The sequence below is a fragment of the Amycolatopsis nalaikhensis genome, from assembly GCF_030264295.1.
In the GTDB taxonomy this organism is placed as follows: Bacteria; Actinomycetota; Actinomycetes; order Mycobacteriales; family Pseudonocardiaceae; genus Amycolatopsis; species Amycolatopsis nalaikhensis.
Genome location: NZ_CP127173.1, coordinates 10050653 through 10072508, shown reverse-complemented (window position 1 = coordinate 10072508; position 21856 = coordinate 10050653). Strand labels below are relative to the sequence as shown.

General features: G+C 73.1%; 17 protein-coding genes. 11 read left to right on the top strand and 6 right to left on the bottom strand.

What is annotated here, in order from left to right; genetic code table 11:
- Positions 1–51: 51 nt before the first annotated feature.
- Entirely contained in the window at positions 52–3045 is a 2994-nt protein-coding gene (locus QP939_RS48905) for an ATP-binding protein (protein ID WP_285453802.1), read from the bottom strand.
- A 90-nt stretch (positions 3046–3135) separates the two neighbouring features.
- Here QP939_RS48905 and sthA point away from each other — a divergent pair, with 90 nt between their 5' ends.
- The 6 genes from sthA (at position 3136) to QP939_RS48875 (ending at position 11531) form a co-directional block, all read left to right on the top strand.
- On the top strand, positions 3136–4548 hold the full coding sequence (gene sthA, locus QP939_RS48900; protein WP_285453801.1) for a Si-specific NAD(P)(+) transhydrogenase: 1413 nt from the start codon (positions 3136–3138) through the stop codon (positions 4546–4548).
- Between the two features lie 81 nt (positions 4549–4629).
- Entirely contained in the window at positions 4630–6528 is a 1899-nt protein-coding gene (locus QP939_RS48895; RefSeq protein ID WP_285453800.1) for an intein-containing Rv2578c family radical SAM protein, read from the top strand.
- Positions 6529–6847: 319 nt separating this feature from the next.
- Positions 6848–7450 (top strand): organomercurial lyase, encoded by a 603-nt coding sequence (gene merB / locus QP939_RS48890; protein ID WP_285453799.1) that lies wholly within the window; start codon positions 6848–6850, stop codon positions 7448–7450.
- 106 nt (positions 7451–7556) lie between these two features.
- Positions 7557–9332 carry an aspartate--tRNA ligase gene (gene aspS / locus QP939_RS48885; protein ID WP_285453798.1) on the top strand — a complete coding sequence of 592 codons (1776 nt, stop codon included), beginning with the start codon at positions 7557–7559 and terminating at the stop codon, positions 9330–9332.
- Positions 9332–10279: a DUF389 domain-containing protein gene (locus QP939_RS48880; RefSeq protein ID WP_285453797.1), complete on the top strand. Its 948-nt coding sequence runs from the start codon at positions 9332–9334 to the stop codon at positions 10277–10279. The genes aspS and QP939_RS48880 overlap by 1 nt, the downstream gene beginning before the upstream one ends.
- A gap of 67 nt (positions 10280–10346) precedes the next feature.
- Positions 10347–11531, top strand: a complete 1185-nt coding sequence (locus QP939_RS48875; RefSeq protein ID WP_285453796.1) for a phosphotransferase — start codon at positions 10347–10349, stop codon at positions 11529–11531.
- Here QP939_RS48875 and QP939_RS48870 read toward each other — a convergent pair.
- Both QP939_RS48870 and QP939_RS48865 read right to left on the bottom strand, forming a co-directional pair.
- Positions 11513–12121 carry a dihydrofolate reductase family protein gene (locus QP939_RS48870; RefSeq protein ID WP_285453795.1) on the bottom strand — a complete coding sequence of 203 codons (609 nt, stop codon included), beginning with the start codon at positions 12119–12121 and terminating at the stop codon, positions 11513–11515. The two genes, QP939_RS48875 and QP939_RS48870, sit on opposite strands and share 19 nt — an antisense overlap.
- A gap of 65 nt (positions 12122–12186) precedes the next feature.
- Positions 12187–13002, bottom strand: coding sequence for an AraC family transcriptional regulator (locus tag QP939_RS48865; RefSeq protein WP_285460018.1), 816 nt, complete (start codon positions 13000–13002; stop codon positions 12187–12189).
- A 267-nt stretch (positions 13003–13269) separates the two neighbouring features.
- Here QP939_RS48865 and QP939_RS48860 point away from each other — a divergent pair, with 267 nt between their 5' ends.
- Positions 13270–14118 (top strand): SGNH/GDSL hydrolase family protein, encoded by an 849-nt coding sequence (locus tag QP939_RS48860; RefSeq protein ID WP_285460017.1) that lies wholly within the window; start codon positions 13270–13272, stop codon positions 14116–14118.
- On the opposite strand, the gene QP939_RS48855 is transcribed toward QP939_RS48860, so the two are convergent.
- The 3 genes from QP939_RS48855 to QP939_RS48845 all read right to left on the bottom strand — a co-directional run bounded on the left by QP939_RS48855 (position 14090) and on the right by QP939_RS48845 (position 16818).
- Positions 14090–14818, bottom strand: a complete 729-nt coding sequence (locus QP939_RS48855) for a metallophosphoesterase family protein (protein ID WP_285453794.1) — start codon at positions 14816–14818, stop codon at positions 14090–14092. The two genes, QP939_RS48860 and QP939_RS48855, sit on opposite strands and share 29 nt — an antisense overlap.
- Before the next feature lie 61 nt (positions 14819–14879).
- Entirely contained in the window at positions 14880–16091 is a 1212-nt protein-coding gene (locus QP939_RS48850; protein ID WP_285453793.1) for a cytochrome P450, read from the bottom strand.
- Positions 16092–16122: 31 nt separating this feature from the next.
- Positions 16123–16818, bottom strand: a complete 696-nt coding sequence (locus tag QP939_RS48845; protein WP_285453792.1) for a TetR/AcrR family transcriptional regulator — start codon at positions 16816–16818, stop codon at positions 16123–16125.
- Between the two features lie 140 nt (positions 16819–16958).
- Here QP939_RS48845 and QP939_RS48840 point away from each other — a divergent pair, with 140 nt between their 5' ends.
- The 4 genes from QP939_RS48840 to QP939_RS48820 all read left to right on the top strand — a co-directional run bounded on the left by QP939_RS48840 (position 16959) and on the right by QP939_RS48820 (position 21823).
- Positions 16959–18335 carry a replication-associated recombination protein A gene (locus tag QP939_RS48840; RefSeq protein ID WP_285453791.1) on the top strand — a complete coding sequence of 459 codons (1377 nt, stop codon included), beginning with the start codon at positions 16959–16961 and terminating at the stop codon, positions 18333–18335.
- A 393-nt stretch (positions 18336–18728) separates the two neighbouring features.
- Positions 18729–19106, top strand: coding sequence for a VOC family protein (locus QP939_RS48835; protein ID WP_285453790.1), 378 nt, complete (start codon positions 18729–18731; stop codon positions 19104–19106).
- Positions 19107–19241: 135 nt separating this feature from the next.
- A complete protein-coding gene (locus QP939_RS48830) occupies positions 19242–19694 on the top strand; it encodes a hypothetical protein (RefSeq protein ID WP_285453789.1) in 453 nt (150 codons plus the stop codon).
- A gap of 65 nt (positions 19695–19759) precedes the next feature.
- Entirely contained in the window at positions 19760–21823 is a 2064-nt protein-coding gene (locus QP939_RS48820) for a bifunctional polysaccharide deacetylase/glycosyltransferase family 2 protein (RefSeq protein WP_352249569.1), read from the top strand.
- Positions 21824–21856: the final 33 nt, after the last annotated feature.

Genomic DNA, 21856 nt, shown 5'->3' with positions numbered 1-21856 from the left:
AGGGAACGTAGGCAGCGGGCGTTCGCGCAGCGTTCGGTCCGTTCGCGCCGGTCAGGACGGGAGCCGAACGCCCAGGTCCGCCTCCGCCCGCCGCCGCAGAGCGACGCTGCCCTGGGCGCGGGCCAGCTCCGCGGCCGCCCGCAGGCGGGGGCCGGGGTCGACGTCGTGGGCGGCCCGCAGGCGCAGCACCTCCGGCAGCCACCAGCGGTCGTCGCGGGCTTCCCCGGCGGCGAGGGCGGCGTCCAGCGTCGCGCGGGCCGTCTCGGCGTCGGCCAGCTCGGCGACCAGCGACAGCCAGTACGGCATCCGCGCGAACGACCCCTCGGCCTTGAGGTTCGCGACGCCTTGCTGCGCCGCGGCCAGCCCGGCCGCATCGCCGCGGGCCCAGCCGCCCAGCAGCAGGGCCCATTCGCGGTAGTAGGCGAAGCCGTAGCGGTCGCACAGGGCGTGCAGCTCGGACACCGCCGCCCACAGCGCCGTCCGGTCGCGCCGCATCTGGTGGGTGATCCCGGCGTAGGCCAGCGCGATGGCGAGGCTGTAGGGCTGCTCGATCCGCCGGGCCAGCGCGATGGCGTCGGCGCTGCTCGCCACGGCCGCGTCGTCGTGGCCGAGCAGCCAGTGCGCGTGCGCGGCCCAGGCGGGCCCGTGCACGTCGGGGCGGGTGCCGATCGGCCACGACGACGCGTCGCGCGTGCGCTCGACACCCAGCTCGAAGTGTCGCAGCGCCTCGGCCGGGTCGTGCCCGAGGCTCAGCGCCGAGCCCGCGACGATGAAGTGCGCCGAGCCGCTCTGTTCGGCGCGGGTGCCCGGGCGGACCAGCGTGAGGGCGCGCTCGGCGGCCTGGTGCGCCTCCGCCGTCCGGCCCTGGACGAACCGCGACGACCACAGCTCCAGCAACGCCGTCAGCGCGGATTCCTTGCTGCCGCTGGACTCCGCGAGCTCGAGCGACCGTTCCAGGACGTGCTGCAGCTCGGGGGAGGAGTAGCCGCGGTGGGCGTTGAGCGGCCCGGCGAGGGCTTCGAGGACGGCAAGCTCCGCGCGGTCGCGGTTGCCGCTGGCCGGGCGCGCGCGGACGAGCGCCAACGCTTCCTCCAGCCGCCGGATCGCCTCGGCGTGCGCGAACGTCCGGGCCGCGACGGCGGCCGCGCGCCGGTAGTGCTCGACGGCGCGGTCGGGGCGGCCGCCGCGCGCGTACTGCTCGGCCAGCTGCGCCGCCACGCCGTCGGGGTCCTCGGCGTGCAGCAGCTCCAGACCCTGGGCCAGCCGCCGGTGCAGCAGCCACCGCCGCGGCGGGCTGACCTGCTGGTAAGCGGCCTCCCGCAACAGGTCGTGGGTGAAGTCGTAGCCGCCGCCGACCTCGCGCAGGATCCGGCGCCGCCACAGCTCGTCGACGGCCTCGACGACGGTGTCGGCGTCGAGGTCGCTCGCCTCCGTGAGCAGCTCGAGGGTGACGTCGCGGCCCGCCGCGGCGGCCAGCCCGGCGATTTCGCGGGCCGCCGGGCCGGGCTGTTCGAGCCGGGTCCGCAGCACGCCGTCCAGGCGGCCGGACGGCGGGGAATCTCGGGTGCGCAACGCTTCCACGACGTAGAGCGGGAACCCGCCCGTGGCCGCGTGCAGCAGCGCGTGGTCCGCCGCGGGCAGCGGGTGCCCGGCGACGGCCTCGGCGAGGTGCGCGGTGCCGTCGGCGTCGAACGGGCGCAGCGGCAGCTCGGTCAGCTTTCCGTCGTCGCGCAGCTGGCTCGTCCAGGCGGCGAGGCCGGGGTCGAGGTCGCCGTCGCGCAGCGTCCCGGCGACCAGCAGCGGCGCGTCCGGCAGGAGGCCGAGGGCGAAGGCCAGGAACGCGAGCGTCTCTTCGTCGCACCACTGCACGTTGTCGAGCACCAGCAGGACCGGCCGCCCGCCCGCGGTGAGCGCGCGGGCGAGCCCCTCGAAGAACCGCAGGCGCTGCCAGGCGTCGACGGTCGGGTGCCCGCCGGTGGCCGGGCGCGCGGCGGGCAGCAGCCGCTCGACCTCGGCCCGCCACACCGGGTCCAGGGCCACCCCCGCCCGCTGGACGGCCGGGGTGCGCAGCCAGTCGGCCACCGGCGCGAGCGGGAGGCGCCCGGCCGAGCCGAAGCAGCGGCCGGTCGCGACGACGGCGCCGTCCGCGCGCGCCAGCCCGGCCAGCTCGGTGACAAGCCGCGTCTTGCCGACCCCGGCGTCGCCGCGGACGAGCACGACCCCGGGACGGCCCGCGGCGGCCGCGTGCCACCGCTGCCCGAGCCGCGTCAGCTCGGCTGCCCGGCCGACGAGCCCGGTCGCGGCCGCCCGCCGGACCTCGGGGCCGGCCCGGACGAGCAGGCGCCGCAGCGCCGCGCGGGTCGGTTCGGCCGGGACGACGCCGAGCTCGCGTTCGAGGACCGACGCGCACCGGTGGTAGGTGCTCACCGCGCCCGCGCGGTCGCCCGCGTCGGCCTGCAGCCCCATCAGCGTCCGGTAGCCGGTCTCTTCCAGCGGCCGCAGCCGGATCCGGCTGCGGGCCGCGGCGAGCGCGGCGGCCGGGTCGCCCGCGGGGGTCCGGCAGATCAGGTCGCACAGCTCGACGCACTGGCGCTCGAGCTCGGCGCGGGCGGCCAGGACCCAGTCGTCGGCCAGGCCGGGCAGCAGCTCACCGCGGTAGGCGGCGAGCGCGGTTCGCGCGTGGGCAACGGCTTCGCCGGGGTCCGACGCGGCCAGCGCGGCCTGGTGGGCGAGGGCGAACTCCCGCACGTCCACCCGGCTCGACGGCGTGTCCCGCCAGCACAGGTCCTGCCCGGTGACGGCGAGCGACGGCGGGTCGCCGAGCACCCGGCGCAGCTGGTGCAGCTCGCGGCGGAGGTTGGTCAGCGCCTGCGCGTCGGTGGAATCCGGCCAGAACAGCCCGGCGAGCAGCCGCCGCGGCTGGGGCCGCCCGGCGTGCACGACGAGGTGGGCCACGAGCGCGACCGACCGCGGCGACCGCGTCAGCACGGTGCCGGCCGGGTCGTCGGCGATCACCTGCTCGCCGAGCAGCGAGACGCGCAGCACCCGGCCACGCTAGCCCGGAACCGCGGCCGCGCGCGGATCTTCACCGGCGAGGGGTTGCGCCGGAGCGCGCGGGTGCGCAGGCTCGACGTCGTGAGCGAGCACGAGTACGACCTCATCGTCATCGGTTCGGGCCCCGGCGGGCAGAAGGCCGCGATCGCCGCGGCGAAGCTCGGCAAACGGGTCGCCGTCGTCGACCGGCACGACATGGTCGGCGGCGTGTGCGTCAACACCGGCACCATCCCCTCCAAGACGCTGCGCGAAGCCGTCCTCTACCTGACCGGCATGAACCAGCGCGAGCTCTACGGCGCCAGCTACCGCGTCAAGCAGGACATCACCATCGCCGACCTGCTCGCGCGCACCCAGCACGTCGTCGGGCGCGAGGTCCAGGTCGTGCGGGCGCAGCTCATGCGCAACCACGTCGACCTGGTCTCCGGCACCGGCTCGTTCGCCGACCCGCACACGATCGTCGTCGAGGGCCGCCACCGCGGCGACCGGCGGACGCTCAGTGCCGACCACATCGTGATCGCCACCGGGACCCGGCCCGCGCGGCCGGGGCACGTCGACTTCGACGCCGCCCGCGTGCTCGACTCCGACGAGATCCTGCGCCTGGAGCAGATCCCGTCGTCGCTGGTCGTCGTCGGCGCCGGGGTGATCGGGATCGAGTACGCGTCGATGTTCGCCGCGCTCGGCTCGCGCGTCACCGTGGTCGAGCAGCGCGACCACATGCTCGACTTCTGCGACCCCGAGATCGTCGAGTCGCTCAAGTTCCAGCTGCGCGACCTCGGCGTCACCTTCCGCTTCGGCGAGAAGGTCGCCGACGTCGCGGTGTCCGACCAGGCCACGATCACCACCTTGGTCAGCGGCAAGCGCATCCCGGCCGACGGCGTCATGTACTCCGCAGGCCGCCAGGGCATGACCGGCGACCTCAACCTCGAGGCGGCGGGGCTGACCGCGGACGAGCGCGGCCGCCTGGTCGTCGACGAGAACTACCGCACCGAGGTGCCGCACATCTACGCCGTCGGCGACGTCATCGGCTTCCCGGCGCTGGCGGCGACGTCGATGGACCAGGGCAGGCTCGCCGCGTACCACGCGTTCGGCGAACCGGCGAACGGGCTGGGCGCGCTGCAGCCGATCGGCATCTACACCATCCCGGAGATTTCGTACGTCGGGTCGACCGAGGCGCAGCTGACGTCGTCGTCGGTGCCCTACGAAGTCGGCATCGCGCGATACCGCGAGCTCGCGCGCGGCCAGATCACCGGCGACAGCTACGGCATGCTCAAGCTCCTGGTGTCCACGACGGACCGCAAGCTGCTGGGCGTGCACGTGTTCGGCACCGGCGCGACCGACCTCGTCCACATCGGACAGGCGGTGATGGGCTGCGGCGGCACGGTCGACTACCTCGTCGACGCGGTGTTCAACTACCCGACGCTCTCCGAGGCCTACAAGGTGGCGGCACTGGACGCGACCAACAAGATCCGGGCGCTGGACCGCTTTTCGTCCTGAGGGGAATCCCAGTAGTCCCACGAGTACCAGGAGCCTCGAAGCCGTTTGACACTCGTCTAGAACATATGTTCGACTGGCGCCGTGCGATGGGATCGGCAGCGAGCGGGGGAGGGTGAGCCGGCACTGCCCGGGCTGGAGGGCCTGGTGCGGACCGTGCGGTCACCGGAGTTCGACGGCGTCACCTTTCACGAGGTGCACGCGCGGTCGGTGCTGAACAAGGTGCCCTCCGGCTCCGGGGTGCCGTTCAACTGGACGGTGAACCCGTACCGCGGCTGCTCTCACGCCTGCACATACTGCCTGGAGGGCGGCACCCGGATCCTGCTGGCCGACGGGCGGACGAGAGCGCTGTCGGAGCTGGCGGTCGGCGACGAGATCTACGGCACCCGCGGCCACGGCGCGTCGCGTCGGCTGGTGCGGACCAAGGTGCTCGCGCACTGGACGACCCTGCGCGCGGCGTACCGGGTGACCCTGGAGGACGGCACGCGGCTGGTCGCCGGCGGCGACCACCGGTTCCTCACGGCCAAGGGCTGGAAGCACGTCACCGGCAGCAAGTTCGGCGCGGCGCAGCGGCCGCACCTGGAGCCCGGTGCCGAGCTGATCGGCGTCGGCCGGTTCGAGCCGACGCCGGACGAGACGCTCGGCTACCGGGCCGGCTACCTGTGCGGGATGCTGCGCTCCGGCGGGTTCGCCGCGGAGGCGGACGCGGCCGCGCGCGCCCTGCGGTACCTGCCGGACTTCGGCGCTTCGGTCGGGTTCCTCAAGGTGCCGCCGGACCCGGACGCCCATTGGCAGCGCGGGTTCCTGGCGGGGGTCTTCGACCTCGCGGGCGGCTACGGCCGCGGCGTCCTCGCGGTGGCGCACGACGAGCCCGAGATCGCCGACGCGTTCGCCGCCGCCCTCACCCGCTTCGGCTTCGCCCACCAGATCGACGAGGTGCCGAAGTTCCCGACCCGGCAAGAGGTCCGGCTGCTCGGCGGCGCGGCGGAGGTGTTGCGGTTCCTGCACGTGAGCAACCCCGCGGTGGCGTGGAAGCGGTCGCTGGACGGCGCGGTGATCGGCGCGAGCAGGCGCCGCGTCGAGGCGATCGAGCCGCTGGGCCTGCAGCTCCCGCTGTTCGACATCACGACGGGCACCGGTGACTTCATCGCCGACGGCATGGTGTCGCACAACTGCTTCGCCCGGAACACCCACACGTACCTGGAGTTCGACGCGGGCCGCGACTTCGACACGCAGGTGGTCGTGAAGCTCAACGCGCCGGAGGTGCTGGCGGCCCAGCTGAAGAAGCCGTCGTGGCGGCGCGAGCCGGTGGCGATGGGCACGAACACCGACCCGTACCAGCGCGCGGAAGGCCGCTACCGGCTGATGCCGGGCATCATCACGGCGCTCGCCCGCTCCGGGACGCCGTTGTCGGTGCTGACGAAGGGCACGGTGCTGGCGCGCGACTTGCCGCTGTTGCGTGACGTCTCGGCGGACGTGCCGGTGTCGCTGGCCGTCTCGCTGGCGTTGCTGGACGGCGAGCTGCAGCACCGCCTCGAGCCGGGGACGCCGAGCCCGCGGGCGCGGCTGGAGCTGATCCGCAAGGCGGGCGAGGCCGGGCTGCCGTGTTCGGTGCTGGTGGCGCCGGTGCTGCCGTGGCTGACGGACTCGGCGGAGGCTCTGGACGCGCTCTTCGCGCGGCTGGCCGAAGCGGGCGCGACGAGCGCGACGGTCATCCCGCTGCACTTGCGGCCGGGCGCGCGCGAATGGTTCGGCCGGTGGCTGGCCGGGGCGTACCCGGCGCTGGTGCCGCGGTACCGGGAGCTGTACGCGCGGGGGAGCTACCTGCCGAAGGCCTACCGCGAGCGGCTGGGTGAGCGGGTCGCGCCGCTCTTGCGGCGCCACGGCCTGGCGCCGAAGACGGCGTCCGACGCGCGCGGCACCGCACCGGCACCCGAACCGCGCGCGGAGACGTCGCCAGCGGAACAGCTGCGCCTCCTCTGACACCTGCCGTAGCCGGTCGTGAGTGTTTAGGGCGGTTCTAACCGCCCTGAACACTCACGACGCTCACCGGCGGCGCGGCGATTGGTCCTTTGTGGACGAGCGCGGTGGGTGGTGCGTCATCACCTGCCGTACCGCCGTCCGTGTGAAGGCTTCGCCCGCGACCGCCGGTCGCCCCGTGGCCGCTGCGCCGTTCGCCGTAACCTCCGGTCGCTTGCGGCCCGGAGTCGGCGGCTTGCGGGAAAATGTCCGATCGTGTCGTTGTCGCCCCACCGCGGCGGCGCCTAACGTCGAAGGGATCGAACCGGAAGGGAGTGCGGCGATGACGACCTCGCGGACCGACCGGGTCGCGGCCGCCCGGCTCGCCTGGGTCGCCCTGAAGCTGACCCGGGCCGGACGGCACCCCGTGAGCGTCGACCGGCTCGCCGCGACCGTCTGCCTCTCCTCGGCCGAAACCCGGCGGCTCGTCGAGCTGATCGGGTTCACCCTGCACCGCGACCTCGTCTCGACCGGCCCGGCACCCCGCGGCGCCCACCACCGCGTGGAGCCCGCCGAAGGCACCCTCGGCGCCGGCCCGGACGGCTCCGTCGACATGTTCCTGCTGGCCATCGCCACCGGCGAGCGCGTCCACGCGGCCGCGACCTGCCCGGTCACCGGCACCCGGATCCGGATCGACCTCACCGCGCACGGCATCATCCAGGCCGACCCGCCGTCCGCCGTGGTCGCCGCCGTCGACCTCGGCTTCGGGCTGGAGAACGTCGACGCCGTCGCCTGCGCGGGCCAGCCGTTCTTCGCCTCCGCCTCCGCGGCCGCGAACTGGCTGGTCGCCCACCCCGGCGGGCGCATCTACCAGGTCGCCGCCTACCTGGCCCAGGCCCACCGGCTGGTCGCCGCCCTCGAAGCGCGGCCGCGGCACGTGCTCTGACCACCGCGAGGACCACCGCCAAGCCAAGCCTGCCGACGTCGTAGGGTGGGTGGTTCGTTAGCCTTTCCACTGGCGAGAACACCCATGTCGAAGGAGAGCAGTCGCAGTGCTCCGCACTCACAACGCCGGCACCCTGCGTGCCGAGCAGGCCGGACAGACCGTCACCCTCACCGGATGGGTGGCCCGGCGGCGCGATCACGGCGGCGTCATCTTCATCGACCTCCGCGATGCCAGCGGCGTCGCCCAGGTCGTCTTCCGCGAGGGCGAGATGGCCGAGCGCGCGCACGCGCTGCGCTCCGAGTTCTGCGTGAAGATCGTCGGCGACGTCGCGAAGCGCCCCGAGGGCAACGCGAACGCCGAGATCCCCACCGGCGAGATCGAGGTCCTCGCGACCCAGCTCGAGGTGCTGTCGGAAGCCGCGCCGCTGCCGTTCCCGATCGACGACCGCGTCGACGTCGGCGAAGAGGTCCGCCTCAAGCACCGCTACCTCGACCTGCGCCGCAGCGGCCCGGCCGCGGCCATGCGGCTGCGCAGCGAGGTCAGCCGCGCCGCCCGCGAGGTGCTGCACGCCCAGGACTTCGTCGAGATCGAAACCCCGACGATGACCCGCTCGACGCCCGAAGGCGCGCGCGACTTCCTGGTGCCCGCGCGGCTCAAGCCCGGCTCCTGGTACGCGCTGCCGCAGTCGCCGCAGCTGTTCAAGCAGCTGCTCATGGTCGGCGGCATGGAGCGGTACTACCAGATCGCCCGCTGCTACCGCGACGAAGACTTCCGCGCCGACCGCCAGCCCGAGTTCACCCAGCTCGACATCGAGATGAGCTTCGTCGAGCAGGACGACGTCATCGCGCTCGGCGAAGACATCGTCTCCGCGCTGTGGAAGCTGATCGGGCACGAGATCCCGCGGCCCATCCCGCGCATCACCTACCACGAGGCGATGGCCAAGTACGGCTCCGACAAGCCGGACCTGCGCTTCGACCTCGAGATCACCGACATGACTGAGTTCTTCTCCGACACGCCGTTCCGCGTGTTCCAGGCGCCGTACGTCGGCGCGGTCGTCATGGCGGGCGGCGCCGACCAGCCGCGTCGCCAGCTCGACGCGTGGCAGGAGTGGGCGAAGCAGCGCGGTGCGCGCGGCCTCGCGTACGTCCTCGTGAACGAGGACGGCACCCTCGGCGGCCCGGTCGCGAAGAACCTGTCCGAGACCGAGCGCGAGAACGTCGCCGCCGCGGCGGGCGCGAAGCCGGGCGACTGCATCTTCTTCGCCGCGGGCAAGGCGTCGAGCACGCAGCCGCTGCTGGGTGCCGCGCGCGACGAGATCGGCAAGCGGCTCGGCCTGATCGACGAGGACGCCTGGTCGTTCGTGTGGGTCGTCGACGCGCCGCTGTTCGCGCCGGTCGAGGACATCGGCGACGACGTCGCCGTCGGCTCCGGCAAGTGGACCGCCGTGCACCACGCGTTCACCTCGCCGACCCCGGAGTGGATCGACAAGTTCGAGCAGGACCCGGGCAACGCGCTGGCCTACGCCTACGACATCGTCTGCAACGGCAACGAGATCGGCGGCGGCTCGATCCGTATCCACCGCGGCGACGTCCAGAAGCGCGTCTTCAACCTCATGGGCCTCGGCGAGGAGGAGGCGCAGGAGAAGTTCGGCTTCCTGCTCGACGCCTTCCAGTTCGGCCCCCCGCCGCACGGCGGCATCGCGTTCGGCTGGGACCGGATCGTCATGCTGCTGGCCAAGGCCGACTCGCTGCGTGACGTGATCGCGTTCCCGAAGACGGGCGGCGGGTACGACCCGCTGACCGCGGCGCCCGCGCCGATCACGGCGCAGCAGCGCAAGGAGGCCGGCATCGACGCGAAGCCGGCGCCCGCCCCGCAGAGCTAGTGCTGCACCTGAGGGCCGTGTGCCCGCCGGACAAGACCGCCGAGGCGCTCGACATCCTGCGGGCCCACGCCGGGACGGCGCACCTGATCGTGCACCGCGGCGTCGCCGTGGAGCCCGCAGGTGACCTGGTCGAGGCCGACATCGCCCGCGAGGCGGCGGACGAGATCGTCGACGCCCTGTGCGTCCTCGAGCTCGACCACACCGGCGGGATCACGCTCGAAGCGCTCGACACGGCGCTGTCCGACGCCGCCGACGAGGCGGAAGAGGCCGCGCCGGGCGAAGGCGCGGACGCCGTCGTCTGGCAGGAGCTGGTCGCGCGCTCGGGCGAGGAGTCGCGGCTCAACGTGACGTTCCTGGCGTTCCTCACCATCGCCTGCCTGCTCGCGGCGGTCGGCGTGCTCACCGACTCGGCCGTCACGATCGTCGGCGCGATGGTCGTCGGGCCGGAGTTCGGGCCGCTCGCCGCGCTGGCGGTCGGCCTGGTGCTGCGCCGCTGGGACCTGGTGCGGCTGGCCGGCGCGGCGCTGGGTATCGGCTTCCCGCTGGCCATGGTCGTCACGCTGGGTGGTGCGCTGCTGGTGCGGGTGACTGACGTCTTCGGCGAGAAGGCGTTCGAGCTGAAGCAGCACAGCGACGTCGACTTCGTGTTCTCCGTGGGGGTGCCGTCGCTGGTCGTCGCGATGCTCGCCGGCGCCGCCGGAATGCTCGCGATGACGTCGGCGAAGTCGGCCGCGTTGGTCGGCGTGTTCATCTCCGTGACGACCGTGCCGGCCGCGGGCTACGCCGTCGTGGCGGCCGTGGCGGGGGAGTGGAGCCGGTGTCTCCAGTCCGTCGGCCAGCTGCTCGTGAACCTTCTCGGAATCGTTGCAGCAGCGGCCATTGTGTTGATCGTGCGCCGGAATGGGCAACGTTCACCGGTGGGAACGCGTCCGCTTTCCCGGGGATGACCGGAAACCCCTTGTTGTCCGGATGTCAATAGCCATGGTTGCTCAGTCACGAGTAGGGTCGGTGACAATGACAGTCGACACCTCCTCCGCCGGCGACGCTGGGGTCGGGGCAGGAGCCGAGCACCTTGCCGTCGCCGCGGCGGTCGCGGCGGGCGAGTCCGTTCTTTCGCGCCGGTTCGGCAGTGCGATCACCTTGGTCGCGCCCGAGGACCTGGCGGGGAGCGGGCCCGCGACCGTGGTCCGCGCGCGGGTGGTGTCGTCGTCCTTCGCCCTGCCGCGCACGCTCGTGATCAAGCACTACCCGGAGCGGCCGGAGGCGGGGGCGGACCCGTTCGCCCAGGAAGCGGTCAGCTACCAGCTGTTCACGGCGCTGGCCCCGGACGAGCGGATGTGCCCGGAGCTGCTGGCCCACGACGGCCGCGACCGCGTGCTGGTCCTGGAGGACCTCGGTCGCACGCCGACACTCGAGGACAAGCTGTACGCGCGCGACTCCCGCGCGGCCGAGCGCGCGCTGCTGTCGTGGGCGCGCTCCCTGGGCAGGCTGCACGCGAGCACAGCGGGCCGCGAAGCCGACTTCAACGCGCTGCTGCGCCGGCTCGGCGGGCCCGCGAAGAGCGAGCCGGGCGACGTCGACGAGCTGTGCGCGCGCGTGCCGTCGGTGATCCAGGAGCGGCTGGGCATCCCGACGCCGGACGCGGTGCGCACGCAGGTGGCGGAGGCGCTGGAGCAGTCCCGCTCGGCGGGCTTCCGCGCGTTCAGCCCGGTCGAGCTGAGCCCGGACAACAACCTGGTGACGGGCGAGGGAGTGCGGTTCCTCGACTTCGAGTACGGCCGGGTCCGCTCGGCCCTGGTCGACGCGGCGCACCTGCGGCTGCCGTTCGCGAGCTGGCCGGACGCGCTGGCCCTGCCGGCGGGCATGAGCGAGGCGATGATCGCGGCGTGGCGGGCCGAGGTCGTCGGGGTCTGGCCCGCGTTCGCCGACGACGAGGTGCTCGCCGGGCACCTGACGACCAGCGAGCTGCTGCGGGTCTGGCTGATCACGGGCGAGGAGCTGGGCCGGCTGGACCTGTCTCACCACGCGGCCCCGGTGAGCCGGGAGGCGGCGCTGGTGACGTGGTGGCGGGATCTGGCCAAACACGCGGGGTACGTCCGGATGACGGCGGTTTCGGAGTTCGCGGCCCGGGTGGCGGCGGCGCTGGCCGCGCGGCTGGGGCCGCACGCCGATCTGGCGTTCTACCCGGCGTTCCGCTGACCCCGGTCTCCGCGGCGCACCTGATAGCGCAGGTGCAGCACCCGGTCGCCCTGGATGACCGCGTCCGGGTCCGCCAGCAGGTGCTGCGCGTCGACCGACCCGAAGTAGCGCTTGCCGGACCCGAAGACGACGGGAACGACGTCCATGCGCACCGCGTCGACCAGGCCCGCGGCGAGCACCTGGCCCCCGACGTCTCCGGCGGCGACCTCGACCACGCGGTCACCCGCGAGTTCCCGCGCCTTGGCCACGGCCGCTTCGACGCCGTCGACGAAGTGGAACGGCGCCCCGGGGTCCCAGCCTTCGGGCGGAGGCCGGTGCGTCACGACGACGACGTGGTCGACGCCGCCCGGTGGCTTCCCGTCCCAGCCGCCGGTGAGGTCGAAGACGTGGCGGCCGGCGATGGTCGCCCCGATCCCGTCCCAGTAGGCCCGGGTGTAGTCGTAGGACGGCTGCGACACCTTCACGACGCCGCTTTCGTCCAACGGGACGTCACCGCCGGTCAGCCAGTCGAACAGCGGACCGGGCTGGTCGTGCTCGTCCGCGACGAAGCCGTCCACCGACACCGAGCCGTACATGACCACCTTGCCCACGGGACCCTCCTCTGCTTCGGGGTGACCGAACCTAGCGGGTCGTGAGCGGCCGCTCTTGTAAGAAATCAATCGGCGGGCAGGGGCCAGCTGTCGAGGACGTGGCCGGGGTGCTCGCGCCGGAACCGCCGCCGGACTTCGACGTACCGGGTCGGCGTGAGCCCGGTGAACGCCCGGAACTCGTGACCGAAGTGGGCCTGGTCGAAGTAGCCCGCGCCCCCGGCGAGGTCGCCCCAGTCGACCGGTCCGGCGGGGTCGATCGAGAACACGGTGGCGGCGAAGCGCTGGGTGCGGGCCAGCCGCTTCGGCGTGACGCCGACGAGCTCCTTGAACCGCTGGGCCAGATGGGTGCTGCTGACTCCGGTGGCCGCGGTCAGGTCGCCGATCGCCACCGCCCCGCCGGTCGCCGTGATGACGCTGCTCGTGTGACGCACGAGCCCCAGCCCGGGGGTCTCGCTCAGCCGTCGCCTCAGCTCGTCTTCGAGCAGGGTCAGCATCTCGTGCGGTCGGGCCGCGGTGGCCAGCCGGTCTCGCAGCGCTTCGGTGGCGGACCGGCCCCAGACCTGCTCCACGGTCACCGGCCGGTCACACAGCTCGACCGCGGGCACCGGCACGAACGGCGCCAGGCCCCACGCCTTGAAGTGCACCCCGACGGACCGCGTCCGGGGCGGGTAGCCGAACTCCCAGGCGCGGGTGGGCGTGGTGACCACACAGCCGTCGGCGTAGTCGGCGGTTTCGAGGTCGGTGCGGATGCGGAACGGCGCCCCGAGGTTGAGGATGAGCAAGGCCGACGGCGCGGGCGGGAGGGTCAGCCGGGCATACGGGGACGCGCCGTCCAGGTAGTAGAGGTCGTCGATCAGCCCGTCCAGCGGCGGTCGCGGCACTCTGGACACGTACTCCACGCGCCCAGCATCGCTCACGCCTCGCCGGTTTCGCGAGCCGGACCGGCCGCGGTTTGCGGTGCGGCGCCCGGGGCCTCCTCTCGTCGCGTGGGAGGAAGGGCCCCTTCACCGCATCAGATGAGATGAACGTCCCCTTCAGCGCGCCCGCGCCGCAGCCATCCCCGGCACCTGTGAGCTGAGCGTCAAGAATTAGGCCCGGTGTCGAAGGCGCGTTACCTCGTCCTCACCGGGCGTGAGTCTCGGTGGCCGATGGTCGGGGACGTGACCGTGATCAGTGTCGAAGTCACTCCTCCACCCGAACCGGCCCGTCCGCCGCTGACGGCCGTCCCGCCGCGGAAGCACGCTCGGCGCTTGGTCGTGCTCGGGGACTCCACCGCCGTCGGGCTCGGGGATCCCCTGCCCGCGCGGGGTGGCTGGCGCGGGGTCGGCCCGCTGGTCGCCGCCGCGCTCGGGGTCGGCTCCGGTGGCTACCTCAACCCCTCCTTCACCGGGGCGCGGATGCGGTGCGTGCTCACCAAGCAGGTGCCCGCCGCCGTCGCGCACCGGGCCGATGTCGCCCTGCTCGTCGCCGGCATGAACGACACCCTGCGGCCCGACTTCGACGCCGCCCGCATCGCCGCCGACCTCACCGAGGTCATCCGGCGCCTGCGGGAGGCCGGGACCACCGTCGTGCCCGTCCGGTTCCACGACCACAGCAAGGTCTTCCGCCTCCCGCCCTCCCTCAAGCGCGCCCTCAGCGCCCGCGTCGCCGAGCTGAACGCCGCCATCGACGAAGTCGTCGCCCGCGAAGGCGTCCCCTGCCTCGACCTCGACGCGCTCCCCGGCGCCTACGACCTCAGCGCGTGGAGCGTCGACCGGCTGCACCCCTCGGAACTCGGCCACCGCATGCTCGCCGACGGCTTCACCGGCCTGCTCGCCGAAGCCGGGTTCGCCGTGCCGGAGCCGGTGAGCCTGACCTGCGGTGGCGGCGTCGAACCGAGCGCCGCGGGGCACGTGGGGTGGCTGGTGCTCAAGGGGATCCCGTGGCTCTGCCGCCGCGGCCGCGAGTTCCTGCCCTACGCCGCCGTCATCATGTGGAACTCGCTGCGGTCCCGCTGAACACCCGCAGCGCCTCCGCGTCCGACGCCGGGTGGCGGACGAAGAAGTCCGCCCACTCCTCGATGTCCGGGTACGCGCAGTGCGCCGCGAGGAACCGGCACGCCGCTTCGGCGTCGTACTCCGTGCGCCGCAGCTGGACGCCGTCGCCGAGCAACGCCCAGTGCGCACCCCTTGTCCCGTAAGGCATTCCGACGCTGCCCGGGTTGACGACCAGGCGCCGGTCCGCCAGCCGGACGTACGGCATGTGCGTGTGCCCGCAGACGATCGTCGGCTCCGCGACGCCGTCGAGGACCTCCGCCCAGCGCGCCAGTGGCGAGTCCACCAGCACGATTTCCGTGTCGTCGCGCGGGGTCGCGTGGCAGAACAGCACGCCGTCGAGCGAAACCGTCAACGGCAGCGCGTCCAGCAGCGGCAGGTCCGCCGGACGCAGTTGCCGCGCCGCCCACGGGAAGATCGGGTCCGGCACGACCGACTCGCCCGTGCGCGCCGACGCCGCCAGCTCGCGGTCGGCGTTGCCGCGCACCCAGACCGCCCGGTCGCCCAGCGCCGAGAGCCGCTCGAGGGTTTCGACCGGCATCGGGCCCGCCAGCAGGTCGCCGAGCAGGACGATCCGGTCCGCCGCGGCGACGTCCGGCTCGGCCAGCACCGCCTCGAGCGCCGGGAGGACGCCGTGGATGTCCGACAGCACCGCCACCTTCATCGGTCCACCCTCGGGCACGGAAGCGCCCCGGACGAGGAGTTTCGCCCAGGGCGCAACCGGGCTACACCGTCGTGAGCGGCAGCTCGCGCACGCCCGTCATGTTCGGGTTGACCTGGAACTTCGGCGGTTCACCCGGGATCGTCCGCAAGGCCGGGTAGCGGTCGAACAGGATGTTCAGCGCCACCCGGCCCTCGAGCCGGGCGAGCGGGGCCCCGATGCAGAAGTGGATGCCCCGGCCGAACGCCAGGTGCGGATTGGGATCGCGCAGCGGGTTGAACGTGTCCGGGTCGGTGAACACGCGGTCGTCGCGGTTGGCCGCCGCCACCCAGACCAGCAGCATCTGGTCCGGCGGCACGGTCACCCCGCCCAGCTCGACCTCGCGGTTCGCCGTGCGGGCCACCGCCGCGAACGGCGAGAGGTACCGCAACGACTCCTCGATCGCCGGCGGCACCAGCGACCGGTCCGCCCGCACCCGCCGGTCCCACTCCGGATGCGTGTCCAGGCACAGCACCGCGTTGCCGAGCAGCATCGTGGTGGTGATGTGGCCGGCCAGCAGCAGGACGTTCGCGAAGTTGACGACTTCGTTGCGTGTCAGGCGTTCCCCGTCGACCTCGGCCTCGACGAGTTTCGTCAGCAGGTCTTCCCGAGGCCGCTCGCGCCGCTCGTCGACGTGCTGGGCGAGGTACTCGGCAAGCGCTTTCTGGCCCTCCAGGGACTTCTTGACCGACTCCTCCTGCGACTTGGTCTGCTCCTTGAGCGAGAACTGCTCCGAGGACTCGAACAGCTTGTCCACCCAGCCCTTGAACAGGTGCCGGTCGCTCGCGGGGACCCCCAGCAGCTCCGCGATGACGATCACCGGCAACGGGTAGGCCAGGTCTTCGACCAGCTCCAGGCGCCCGTCGCCGCCCGCGGCGTCGAGCATCTCGTTCGTCACCGCGGCGATGCGCGGCTCGAGGTCCGCGACGACCTTCGGCGTGAACGCGCGGCTGACGAGCTTGCGCATCTTGTTGTGCAGCGGCGGGTCCAGCTGCAGCAGGTTGCCCGCCGACATCTCCTTCAGGTCGGCGTCCTGCATCATCTCCTTCGGCACCAGCCGGGTGGTGTCGGAGGAGAACGTCGCCGGGTCGCGCAGGACCTCCTCGGCCTCCGGGTGCCCGTAGACGTTCCAGAAGCCGAGCTCGGGCGCGAACCGCACCCGCTCCTCCGGTTGCTTCCCCCGCAGCCAGAACTGGGATTCGTGGAGTCCCCAGGTGTCCGCCGGTGTGGTGGTCATTTCCGCCCCTTTCCCCTGTGTGGCCCCGGGATCAGCCGGGACCCTTGGCGGGATCGTGTTCGTAGATCCCTTTCCGGTAGCCCGAGACGAGCTCCTCGAGCGCCGAACCCAGCTCCGCCGCCACGGCCTCCACCGCCGCGGGGTCGGGTTCCCCCGGCGGCTCGAACGCGGTGCGGATCAGATGCGCGAGGACGTCGGCCTTCGCCTGCAGCGGAATGCCCACGAACTCGTCGGACAGCGTGTCGCCGAGGTAGAAGCCGAGCGTCGCGGCGTTGAGCGCGTACGTCAGGTTCGGCACGTCCGAGCGGATCAGCCCGTACCGGAGCATCGCTTCCTCGAACTGCGTGCGCAGCTCGTCCTGCTGCTTGCGCAACGCGATGTCGCCCAGCGAGCCGAACATGTCGGCGTTGCCGCGCAGCATGGCCATCACCAGCGGCCGCGAGTGCGTGGCGAGGAACGACGCCGAGATCATCCGGTGCGGGAGGATCATCGCCGGGTCGGCCTTGATCCGCGCCAGGATCTCGTCGGTCAGGTCGGCCGATTCGCGCATCATCAGCGCCTGGAACAGCAGCTCCTTGTTGCGCCAGTGCAGGTAGACGGTGCCTTTGCCGATGCCGACCGCGCGCGCGATGTCGTCGACCGCCACCTTGCGGTAGCCCATGCGCAGCAGCAGCTCGCCCGCCGCGTCCAGGATGCGGTCGCCGCGCTCGCGGTTGGGATGGCTCATGCGTCTCCACCTGCTGATCCGTTGAGCGTTTGACTGGTTGACCGGAATTGCACTTTCGGTCAACCAGTCATCACGACGGTAGCGCGGACCGGAGGACCGGGGCAAGCGGTTCTGTCGGGGGTGTCGGTTAACGTCATCGTGTGGCACAGGACGAGCTCTTCACCGTGAACGCCGACTTGGCGCCCCCGCCGGAGCGCACGGAGTCGAACGCGGGGGAACCGCAGGCGGACCCGGCCAGCTCCCCGCTGGCCGTGCGGATGCGGCCGCGCTCGCTCGACGAGGTCGTCGGCCAGCAGCACCTGCTGAGGGAGGGCGCGCCGCTGCGGCGGCTGGTCGAGGGCGCGGCGCCGGCGTCCGTGCTGCTCTACGGCCCGCCCGGCACGGGCAAGACGACGCTGGCCAACCTCGTCTCGATCGCCACCGGCCGCCGGTTCGTCGCGATGTCGGCGCTCTCGGCGGGCGTCAAGGAGGTGCGCGGGGTCATCGAGGAGGCCCGGCGGCGGCGCCAGTACAACACCGAGAACACGGTGCTGTTCATCGACGAGGTGCACCGGTTCTCCAAGACCCAGCAGGACGCCCTGCTCGGCGCGGTCGAGGACCGCACGGTGCTGCTGGTCGCGGCGACCACCGAGAACCCGTCGTTCTCGGTCGTCTCGCCGCTGCTTTCGCGCTCGCTGGTGCTGCAGCTGCGGCCGCTGACCGACGCCGACATCGCCTCGCTGATCGAGCGGGCGTTGACCGACGAGCGCGGCCTCGGCGGCGAGCTGACGCTGACCGAGGACGCGCGAGCCCACCTGGTCCGGCTGGCGGGCGGGGACGCGCGCCGCGCGCTCACGGCGCTGGAGGCGGCGGCGGACGCGGCGTCGGCCACCGAGGCGAAGACGATCGACCTCGCCATCGTCGAGTCCACTGTGGACAAGGCGGCGGTCCGCTACGACCGCGACGGCGACCAGCACTACGACGTGATCAGCGCGTTCATCAAGTCGATCCGCGGGTCCGATGTGGACGCGGCGTTGCACTACCTGGCCCGGATGATCGAGGCGGGCGAGGACCCGAGGTTCCTGGCCCGGCGGCTGGTGGTGCACGCCAGCGAGGACATCGGAATGGCGGACCCGACGGCGTTGCAGTCGGCCGTCGCGGCCGCGCACGCGGTGCAGTTCATCGGCATGCCCGAGGGCAGGCTGGCGCTGGCCCAGGCGACGATCCACCTGGCGACGGCGCCGAAGTCGAACGCGGTGATCACGGGCATCGACGCCGCACTGGCCGACGTCCGAGCCGGGCTGGCGGGCACGGTCCCGCCGCACCTGCGCGACGGGCACTACGCGGGCGCGAAGAAGCTGGGCAACGCGCAGGGGTATCGCTACCCGCACAACGTGCCGGAGGGGGTGCTGGCGCAGCAGTACCCGCCGGACGAGCTGGTGGGGCGGGATTACTACGAGCCGACTCAGCGCGGTGCGGAACGGCCGCTCGCCGAGCGGGTTCCGAAGCTGCGCCGCACGATCCGGGGGGAGCGATAGGGCGGCGGTGGCGGGGGGAGGCGTGCCTGCCGAGCGGTTGCTGGGCCGCGCGATCTGCGGTTGGCGCCAGCGCGGCCGTGGCGGAACGCACGCCTGCCGGGCGGGCCTGAAGCTCCGCGGCACCATCCGGGGCGGGGCCAGCGTCTCCGCGGGCCGCGATGCTGCACCGCACCACCACAGGCGGCCCCGCGGCGCCGCACCCTGGCTGAGCGGAGTTGCGAGGCTGCGCCGGACCACCGTCACCCGCGGCGCCACACCCCGGCCGAGCGCCTCCCGAAGCCGCGCCGCACCACCGTCGCCCCGCGACGTGAGCGATCTTCGGGTTTCGTAGACTGCGCCCTTCGAGGCGGTCCCGGCAAGGGACGGGACCCGGCGACGGCAGGAGGCCACCCCGTGCCCGCGACGCTGCAGTGCATCGTCCTGGACTGTCCGGTTCCCGTCGTGCTCGCCCGCTTCTACCAGGCGCTGGCCGGCGGCGAAGTGGACCGGCCCGATCCGCGCTGGCGGGTCGACGAGGACTTCTCCACCCTGCACTTCGACGGGGTCGTCCTCGGGTTCCAGCGGGTGCCGGACCACCGGCCGCCGCACTGGCCGGATCCCGCCTTCCCGCAGCAGTTCCACCTCGACTTCGAAGTCGACGACTTCCGGGAGTCGCACCGCGTCGTCCTGATGAACGGCGGGCGGCTGCTCGATCCCGATCTCGGCGGGCGCGGCTGGCGCGTCTACGCCGATCCGGCCGGTCACCCCTTCTGCCTCCTCGGCGACTACTGACCAGTAGTGAAAACGGGCGGAAAGTGTTCCACCGCAATGCTGTAGTCGGCCGGTGACGGTTCGTCGAATTCCGTCCCCGCCGTTTCCGTGCTGTGCCACCGGTGTTTAGGGTTGGGCTCCCCCACCGGAGTACGGATGACCGCCTTTCCTGATCTTGAAAGCGAAAACGAGGCGAACAAGCCCGTTTTCGTCGACCCCACCGGACGGCGCCGTCGCATCGTCCGGCGGATCGCCCTCGCCGCCTGCGCCGGGCTCCTGCTCTACCTCGGCCTGTTCGTGGCCGCGCTGTTCGGCGCGCCGATCCCGACCGCCGCGCTGATCCCAGTGCCCGGGTTCGTCCCGGAGCAGGCCACCTCCGTCGCGCCGCCGACCACCGAAGAAGCCGGGCGGGCGACGGGCGCGCAGCGGTCGGAGACCCCGTCGAAGACAGAAGCGCCGTCGACCAGGCCGGACCGTTCGCCGTCGGTGGCCACGACTTCCGCCCCCTCCGCGACGACGGCGCCGCCGACGTCCACGCGCCGCAACTCCCGCGCCCCCGTCGAACCGCCGGGGCAGACCAGGACGACCCCGCCCGGCAACGGGCACTGACGACGTCAGGAACGGAACGCACGTTGGCCCGGCACCACCGCACCCCGCCCCCGAAGGCGCACTGGGTGCTCCTCGGCACGGTCGTCACCGCCGTCGCGGTGCTGCTCGGCCTGAACCTGCTCGTCACGGGCGGCTTCGGCAGCGGGGAAGACCCGCCGGCGGGCGGGACGAGCGCGGTCCCGGCGGAGGTTCGCGACGGCGGCCCCGTCATCGACGCCCGCGACGACCACCCCGTCGAACTGCGCCCTAAAGCCAAGACGCTGGCGCTGACCTTCGACGACGGCCCGGATCCCGAGTGGACGCCGCGCGTGCTGGACGTCCTCGACGCGCACCACGCGCACGCCACCTTCTTCGTCACTGGCGCGAACGCCGCCCGGTACCCGGAGCTGGTCCGCGAGATCCTGGCCAGGGGCCACGAAATCGGCAACCACACCGCCACCCACTCCGACCTGCGCGTCGACGGCGACCTGCGGGCGAAGCTGGAGCTGCGGGCCACCGACCTGGCGCTGGCCGGCGCCGCCGGGATCGGCACGTCCCTGGTCCGGCCGCCGTACTCGGCCACGACGGACGCCATCGACGACGCCGCGTGGGCGTCGATGCGGCGGATCGGCGCCGAAGGCCGTCTCGTCGTTTTGTCCGATTTGGACAGTCAGGACTGGCGGCGCCCCGGCGTGGCCGGGATCGTCGCGAACGCGACGCCGAAAGACGACCGCGGCGCCGTGGTGCTGATGCACGACGCGGGTGGCGACCGGAGCGAGACCGTCGCCGCGCTGGACGAGCTGCTGCCGCGCCTGCAGGCCTCGGGCTGGAAGTTCGACACGGTCAGCGGCGCCACCGGGGTCAGCGCGGCCGTCGGCAAGGCCGACCCGGCGAGCCGGGCGGGCGGGTGGCTGCTGGTCGGCGCCGTCGGGCTCGCCGGCCTGCTCGCCGCCGCGATGCGCTGGCTGCTCATCGTGGCGAGCGCCATCGCCGTGCTGCGGACGGTCCTGATCCTCGTGACCACCGCCGTCCACGTGCGGCGGCACCGGAACCGGCGGCGGGTGCGGGCCCGCGCCGGGGTCACCGTCATCGTCCCGGCCTACAACGAGGAAGCCGGGATCGAGGCGACCATCCGCTCGATCCTCGCCTCCGACCACCACCCGGTCTGGGTGATCGTGGTCGACGACGGCTCCACCGACGGCACCGCCGAGGTCGTCGAACGGTTCCGCTCGCGCCGGGTTCAGCTGATCCGCCAGGTCAACGCGGGCAAACCGGCCGCGCTCAACACCGGGCTGGCCGCGGCGCGCACAGAGCTGGTCGTCATGGTCGACGGCGACACCGTGCTCGAGCCGGGCACGGTGAGCGCGGTGATCCGGCCGTTCGCCGACGAGCGCGTCGGCGCGGTGTCGGGCAACGCCAAGGTCGGCAACCGCGGCGGGCTGCTCGGGCGCTGGCAGCACATCGAGTACGTCATCGGCTTCAACCTCGACCGGCGCATGTACGACGTGCTCGAGTGCATGCCGACCGTGCCGGGCGCGGTCGGCGCGTTCCGCCGCTCGGCGGTCCTGGACCTCGGCGGCGTCCCGGAGGACACCCTCGCCGAGGACACCGACCTGACGATGCTGCTGGAGCAGGACGGCTGGCGGGTGGTCTACGAGCAGGAGGCCCGCGCCTGGACCGAGGCGCCGGCGACGCTCGGCCAGCTGTGGAAGCAGCGCTACCGCTGGTGCTACGGCACGCTGCAGGCGGTGTGGAAGCACCGCGGCGCCGTGCTGCGCGGCGGCGCGGCGGGCCGGCTGGGCCGCCGCGGCATCCCGTACCTGGTGCTGTTCCAGGTGGTGCTGCCGATGCTGGCGCCGCTGGTGGACGTCGCCGCGGTGTTCGGCGCGCTGGCCGGGGACTGGACCACGGCGCTGGGCTACTGGCTGGTGTTCCTGCTGATGCAGCTGGTGCCCGGGATCATCGCGTTCCGGCTCGACGGCGAGCGCCTCGGCCCGCTGTGGGCGTTGCCGCTGCAGCAGTTCGTCTACCGGCAGCTGATGTACCTGGTGGTCGTCCAGTCGGTGATGACGGCGTTCGCCGGCGCCCGGCTGCCGTGGCACAAGCTGGAGCGCACCGGGCAGAACGCGCCGCCGCAGCCGGTCGGCTGAGCGCGCGGGCGCGGCGCGTCTTCGGCACGATGG

Excerpts from the sequence above, each read along its gene's own strand:
- merB (WP_285453799.1), top strand. The coding sequence starts at position 6,848 with ATGACGACCTCGCGGACCGACCGGGTCGCGGCCGCCCGGCTCGCCTGG.
- QP939_RS48875 (WP_285453796.1), top strand. The coding sequence starts at position 10,347 with ATGACAGTCGACACCTCCTCCGCCGGCGACGCTGGGGTCGGGGCAGGA.
- QP939_RS48860 (WP_285460017.1), top strand. The coding sequence starts at position 13,270 with ATGGTCGGGGACGTGACCGTGATCAGTGTCGAAGTCACTCCTCCACCC.
- QP939_RS48855 (WP_285453794.1), bottom strand. The coding sequence starts at position 14,818 with ATGAAGGTGGCGGTGCTGTCGGACATCCACGGCGTCCTCCCGGCGCTC.
- QP939_RS48850 (WP_285453793.1), bottom strand. The coding sequence starts at position 16,091 with ATGACCACCACACCGGCGGACACCTGGGGACTCCACGAATCCCAGTTC.
- QP939_RS48845 (WP_285453792.1), bottom strand. The coding sequence starts at position 16,818 with ATGAGCCATCCCAACCGCGAGCGCGGCGACCGCATCCTGGACGCGGCG.
- QP939_RS48830 (WP_285453789.1), top strand. The coding sequence starts at position 19,242 with ATGACCGCCTTTCCTGATCTTGAAAGCGAAAACGAGGCGAACAAGCCC.